The 5,072-nt window shown below is 73.7% G+C and carries 4 protein-coding genes and 1 pseudogene; 3 read left to right on the top strand and 2 right to left on the bottom strand.

The window, feature by feature from the left end:
- Positions 1-921 (top strand): annotated as a pseudogene (locus ACFWXO_RS27375) (hypothetical protein); the annotation flags it as partial.
- Positions 918-2,237 (top strand): MFS transporter, encoded by a 1,320-nt coding sequence (locus ACFWXO_RS27370; RefSeq protein WP_380526766.1) that lies wholly within the window; start codon positions 918-920, stop codon positions 2,235-2,237. The pseudogene ACFWXO_RS27375 and the gene ACFWXO_RS27370, both read left to right, overlap by 4 nt.
- Before the next feature lie 14 nt (positions 2,238-2,251).
- On the opposite strand, the gene ACFWXO_RS27365 is transcribed toward ACFWXO_RS27370, so the two are convergent.
- On the bottom strand, positions 2,252-2,920 hold the full coding sequence (locus ACFWXO_RS27365) for a TetR family transcriptional regulator (RefSeq protein WP_375885901.1): 669 nt from the start codon (positions 2,918-2,920) through the stop codon (positions 2,252-2,254).
- A 149-nt stretch (positions 2,921-3,069) separates the two neighbouring features.
- Between ACFWXO_RS27365 and ACFWXO_RS27360 the strand changes: the two genes are divergently transcribed.
- A complete protein-coding gene (locus ACFWXO_RS27360; protein ID WP_380526813.1) occupies positions 3,070-3,987 on the top strand; it encodes an SDR family NAD(P)-dependent oxidoreductase in 918 nt (305 codons plus the stop codon).
- Positions 3,988-4,069: 82 nt separating this feature from the next.
- Here ACFWXO_RS27360 and ACFWXO_RS27355 read toward each other — a convergent pair whose 3' ends face one another.
- The gene (locus tag ACFWXO_RS27355) at positions 4,070-4,717 is read right to left on the bottom strand and encodes an HNH endonuclease family protein (protein ID WP_380526764.1); all 648 of its coding nucleotides are present in this window, start codon (positions 4,715-4,717) and stop codon (positions 4,070-4,072) included.
- Positions 4,718-5,072 lie beyond the last annotated feature (355 nt).

Here is a 5,072-nt window from a genome sequence, read left to right as displayed (position 1 = left end):
GGCTCCCCCGCGCCCCGGGGGGCGCCGCGCCCGCCCCCGGGGGGGCGCGGGCCCGGGGACGCCGCGCGCGACACCCCGGCGCCCCTGCGGCGGCCCCCCCCCCCGCTGCCGGCCGACGACCCGCTCTGGCCGGGGAGTTGGCTGCTGCGCCTGGCGGAGCAGCACACCGGGACCCGTCCGGAGACGGTGGCCCTGCTCTGCCCGGACGGCAGCTACCGCGCCGACACCCGTGACTACGACACCGCCCTGACGGCCCTGGGCGTCCGGGTCCTGCACGCGGACCCGCGCGAGATCTCGCTCGACGGGCGCGGGGGCGTCGTCGTACGCGGGGAGGCGGTGCGGCACGCGTTCGCCAAGGTCGGCATCCAGGACCTGCTGCGGATGGGCGACGGCGCGGCGTCCTACCTGGAGGCCGTGCGCGAGGGCCGGCTGTTCGTGCAGAACGGGCTGCGCGGACGCCTGATCGGCGACAACAAGCTGTGCCTCGCCGTGCTCTCCGACCCGCGCTTCGCCCACCTCTTCGACGCCGCCGACTACCGCCGGGTCCGTCCGGCGATCCCGTGGTCGCGCAACCTCGCGCACTGCGACGCGGCGACGCTGCACGCCGTCGTCCGCGACCGCGACCGCTACGTCCTCAAGCGCCCGCTGGACACCCGCGGCAACGGTGTGGTGATCGGCCGGGAGGCCGCCGACGCACCGGCCTGGGAGGCCGCCGTCGACCTCGCGGGCGCCGAGGGCTGGCTCGTCCAGGAGTACGTGACCAGCCCCCACCTCCTCGGGGTCGTGGACGGGCCGGCCCCCCGCCACGACGTGGCCCTGGGCGCCGTTGACGGCCGGCTGGTCTCGGCCTTCTCCCGCGCCGGTTACGGGGAGCGCCACAACGTCGCGGGCTCCGGACGGCCGCACCCGCTGTACCTGTGAGCCGGCCGGTCGAGGTGGTCCCACCCCCGGGGCCGGCCGCTCCCGCCCGGCCCCGGTCCCGGCCGCGGCCGGGACCGCTGGTCAGCGTCTGGCGGCAGCGGAACTTCCAGGTCCTGTGGGCGGCGCACACCGTCAGCGAGTTCGGGACGCGGATCACGTTCTTCGTCATCCCCGTGCTCGCCCTGACGACCCTGTCCGCCTCGACCGGCCAGCTGGGACTCGTCTCGGCGATGGAGTCCCTGCCGTTCCTCCTGGTCGGCCTGCCGGCGGGCGCGCTGCTCGACCGGTGGGACCGCCGGCGGGTGATGGTGGTGGCGGACGTCGGCCGGGCCGTGACCATCGCCCTGCTGCCGGCGGCCCACCTCGCCGGGGTGCTGAGCGTGCCGCTGCTCTGCGCGGTCGGGTTCGCCATCGGGCTGTGCACGGTCTTCTTCGACATCGCCGACCAGGCGTTCCTGCCGACGGTCGTGGCGCGGGAGCAGACCCCGGACGGCAACAGCCGGCTGGAGTTCTCCCGCTCGACGGCGGAGCTGGCGGGCCCCAGCATCGGCGGCCTGCTGCTGCAGACCGTCGCCGCGCCCCTGGTCCTGGCCGTCAACTCGGTGAGCTACCTGGTGTCCGCGCTGCTCCTCTGCCTCATCCGGACGCCCCGGGTGCCGGTGCCGCGGACGAGGGAGCGGATGCGCACCCGGATCGCCGAGGGGCTGCGGTTCGTCTTCGGCCACCGGACCCTGCGCTCGCTGACCCTGGCCACGGGCATCAGCAATCTCGTCGGCCTGAGCGGCGCGCTGGGCGCCGTCCTGACCGCGTACGCGCTGCGCGACCTGCGGCTCTCGCCGGGGGAGCTCGGGCTGGCCCTGAGCATGGGCAACTGCGGTGCGCTGCTGGGGGCCACGCTCAGCGGCCGGGTCATCCGGCGCGTGGGCCTCGGCCCCGTCCTGGTCGCGGCCAAGTCCATGTCGGGGATCGCCGTGCTGGTGCTCGCGACCGCGGCGCCGGCCCGTGCCGTGCCGACCCTGGGCGTCGCGACCGGCATCATGGCCTGCGGCATCACCGTCTACAACATCGGCCAGGTGAGCCTGCGCCAGGCCATCACCCCCACCGGCCTGCAAGGCCGGATGAACGCCTCCGTGCGGTTCGCCATCTGGGGCACCCGCCCGCTCGGGGCACTGGCCGGCGGCTACCTCGGCTCGGTCCTCGGCACCCGCCCCACGCTGTGGACGATCGCCGGGATCGGCCTGCTCTCCTGCCTGCCCCTGATCGCGACCGCGGACCTCCGGACGCTGCGGGCCTTCCCGTCCCGGCCGGCCGACTGAACGCGGGACGGACCCTAGCCCTCGGACTTCCCGGCCAGGCCGGTGATCGTCGCGGTGAGGATGCGGGCGAGCCGGGGTTCGACCTCGACGACGGCGTGGGCGAGGCGGGGGTCGCTGCGGTAGAGGGCGGCGACCTCGGGGCCCGGGTTGGCGATCTGCCACATGGCGCCGGCGAGGGAGACGGCGGTGGCGAACAGGTCGGTGACGTCCTGGTCGTCGAGAGTGGGGAGTTGTTCCCGTAGCGCGGCGGTGACGGGTTCGCGGGCGGCGACCGTGGCGAGCTTGAACTCGCGGACCGCGTCGACGGAGACGTGGCGTTCGAGGTTGAGCGGTGCGTGGGCGAGCAGGTCGCAGAAGCTCCCGCGCTCGGCGAGGGTGGCGGCGAAGGCCCGGGCGACGGTCGCCGGGCTCGGGTCCCCGGTCTCCCGCAGCCGCGCTGTGAGGGCCTGCGACCACTCGGCCCAGCCCTCGGCGGTGAGGCGCAGGAAGATCTCCTCGCGCGTCTCGAAGTACCGCAGCAGGGCCGACTTGTGCATGCCGACGGCGGAGGCGATGTCGGTCAGGGTGATCTCCCTGACGCCGCGCTCGCGGCCGAGTGCCGCGGCCGCTTCCAGGATCGCGGCTTCGCGTCTGCGCTTGGCCTCGGGCGAGCGTGCGCGCTGGAACTCCGGTGTGTCTGCCATCCACCCATGGTAGGGCAACGCCGTTGCCGTATTACCGCAACGGCGTTGCACTATTAGCGCAACGGTGTTCTACTAATGGCACGGCACGACACGGCACGACACGGCACGACACGGCACGCCGGAGAACGCGGAGGAGAGTCATGGAGAGCATGAAGAGCGCGGAGAGCATGGAGAACGCGGAGAGCGCACGCCGCCCCGAGGCGCGGGTCTGGTTCGTCACCGGCAGCTCGCGCGGCTTCGGCCGGAGCCTGGTGCGCGCGGCACTGGAGGCCGGTGACCTGGTGGTCGCGACGGCCCGGCGGCCGGAGCAGCTGGCCGACCTCGTCGAGGAGTTCGGCGAGCGCGTCCGCCCGGTGGCGCTCGACGTCACCGATCCGGCGGCGGCCCGGGCGGCCGTCGCCCAGGCGCGGGAGGCCTTCGGCCGGATCGACGTGCTGGTCAACAACGCCGGGTACGCCAACGTCTCGCCGATCGAGACCACCGAGGACGCCGACTTCCGGGCCCAGTTCGAGACGAACTTCTGGGGCGTCTACCACGTCACCAAGGCTGCGATCCCGCTGCTGCGCGAGCAGAAGGGGGGCCTGGTGATGCAGTTCTCCTCGGTGGGCGGGCGGGTCGGCGGTTCGCCGGGCATCGCCTCGTACCAGGCGGCGAAGTTCGCCATCGACGGGTTCAGCCGGGTTCTGCGGGCCGAGCTCGCGCCGTTCGGCGTGAAGGTGCTGGTGGTCGAGCCGAGCGGCTTCCGTACCGACTGGGCGGGGGCGTCGATGGTGGTGCACGAGGTCCCGGAGGCCTATGCGGGAACGGTCGGCGCGGTCAACGAGCGGCTGCGCAAGGGTGTGGACGGCGCTGCCGGTGACCCGGACCGGGCTGCCGAGATCCTGGTGCGGATGGCCGGGCGCCGCGATGTCCCGGACCACCTGCCGCTGGGGGTCAACGCGGCCGAGGGTTCGATCGCGCAGGACCGCCGGCTGCTGGAGGAGGACAGCCGGTGGCGCGAGGTCTCCCGCTCGGCCGACTTCACCGAGCCCTACCCGGTGGCCTTCCCCGCGGACTCGGAGGGGTGAGCGGGGCCGGGGTCAGGGGGCGAGTGGGTCCGGCCCGGGGACGGGCGCCCGGGTCCGGCACCCGTCCCCGACGTTCGGAGGGTCAGCAGTTGTCGAGGATGCCGGTGAGCGCGGTCTTCTCGGTGCTGTCCACGCCGAGCCCGTAGTACTGCTTCACCTGCACCCAGGCGCGGGCGTAGGTGCAGCGGTAGGAGGCCTGGGGGAGCCACTCGGCCGGGTCGCGGTCGCCCTTGGAGCGGTTGCTGCTCGCGGAGACCAGGACCAGCTGGGGGCGGGTGACGTCGTTGGCGAAGGCCTGGCGCTGGGCGGTGGTCCAGGCCCAGGCGCCGGAGGCCCAGGCCTCGGAGAGCGGCACCAGGTGGTCCACGTCGAAGGTGGACGGGTTGGTGGTGGTGGCGCCGTCGTACGGCGAGGTCCAACTGCCGCTGGTGGCCTTGCAGGAGGTGTCGGTGGTGACGTCGGTGCCGTCCCGCTTGACGATCCACTTGCGGGTGTCGCAGCTGCCGCTGATCTTGATCCAGGTGGGGAAGAGGGTTCTGTCGTAGCTGTCCGCGTGGGTCTCGGGGGTCGCGGTCATCCCGTCGAGGTAGAGCCGGGCGGTGGCGGCGGAGATCGGGGTCGGCAGTGCGGCCTGGGCCGGGCTGCCGCCGGCGACCACGGTCGCGGCGACGAGGGCGGCGGCGGCCGGCAGGCAGGACAGGAACCGGCGTATGGATCCGGTGAGGGCCATGGCGAACGCTCCATCAGAAGATCGGATTGACTGATGAGTTGCGTGCGCCAGTGTGTCGGCTTCGCGGCTACGCGGGTAGACCCCGGGAGTGAAATCCTCGTGGACATCGGACGGGTACGGACAAGTCCGGCACTCCCGGGGGCCGTTCGCACCCGGCCCGGACGCGACGAGGGCCCGGGACGCGGCTGTGCGTCCCGGGCCCTCGGCCGTTCGTCGTGCCGACCTCGCCCACCACGCCGTGGTGGGCGGGCCGTTGCCCCGTTCCGGCCGCGCCAGTTCCTGGTGTGTGTCTTATAAACAACACCGCTCCCACGATACCACAACTAATATCCGGTGTCTGGGGGTGGGTGTGGAT

The organism is Kitasatospora sp. NPDC059088, assembly GCF_042738155.1.
Lineage (GTDB): Bacteria > Actinomycetota > Actinomycetes > Streptomycetales > Streptomycetaceae > Kitasatospora.
Note: the sequence above shows the minus strand (reverse complement) of the source record. Positions and strands in the feature narration are given on the sequence as shown.

Bases quoted from the DNA above. Each gene is read 5' to 3' on its own strand.
- ACFWXO_RS27360 (WP_380526813.1), top strand. From the start codon at position 3,070: ATGAAGAGCGCGGAGAGCATGGAGAACGCGGAGAGCGCACGCCGCCCC.
- ACFWXO_RS27365 (WP_375885901.1), bottom strand. From the start codon at position 2,920: ATGGCAGACACACCGGAGTTCCAGCGCGCACGCTCGCCCGAGGCCAAG.
- ACFWXO_RS27355 (WP_380526764.1), bottom strand. From the start codon at position 4,717: ATGGCCCTCACCGGATCCATACGCCGGTTCCTGTCCTGCCTGCCGGCC.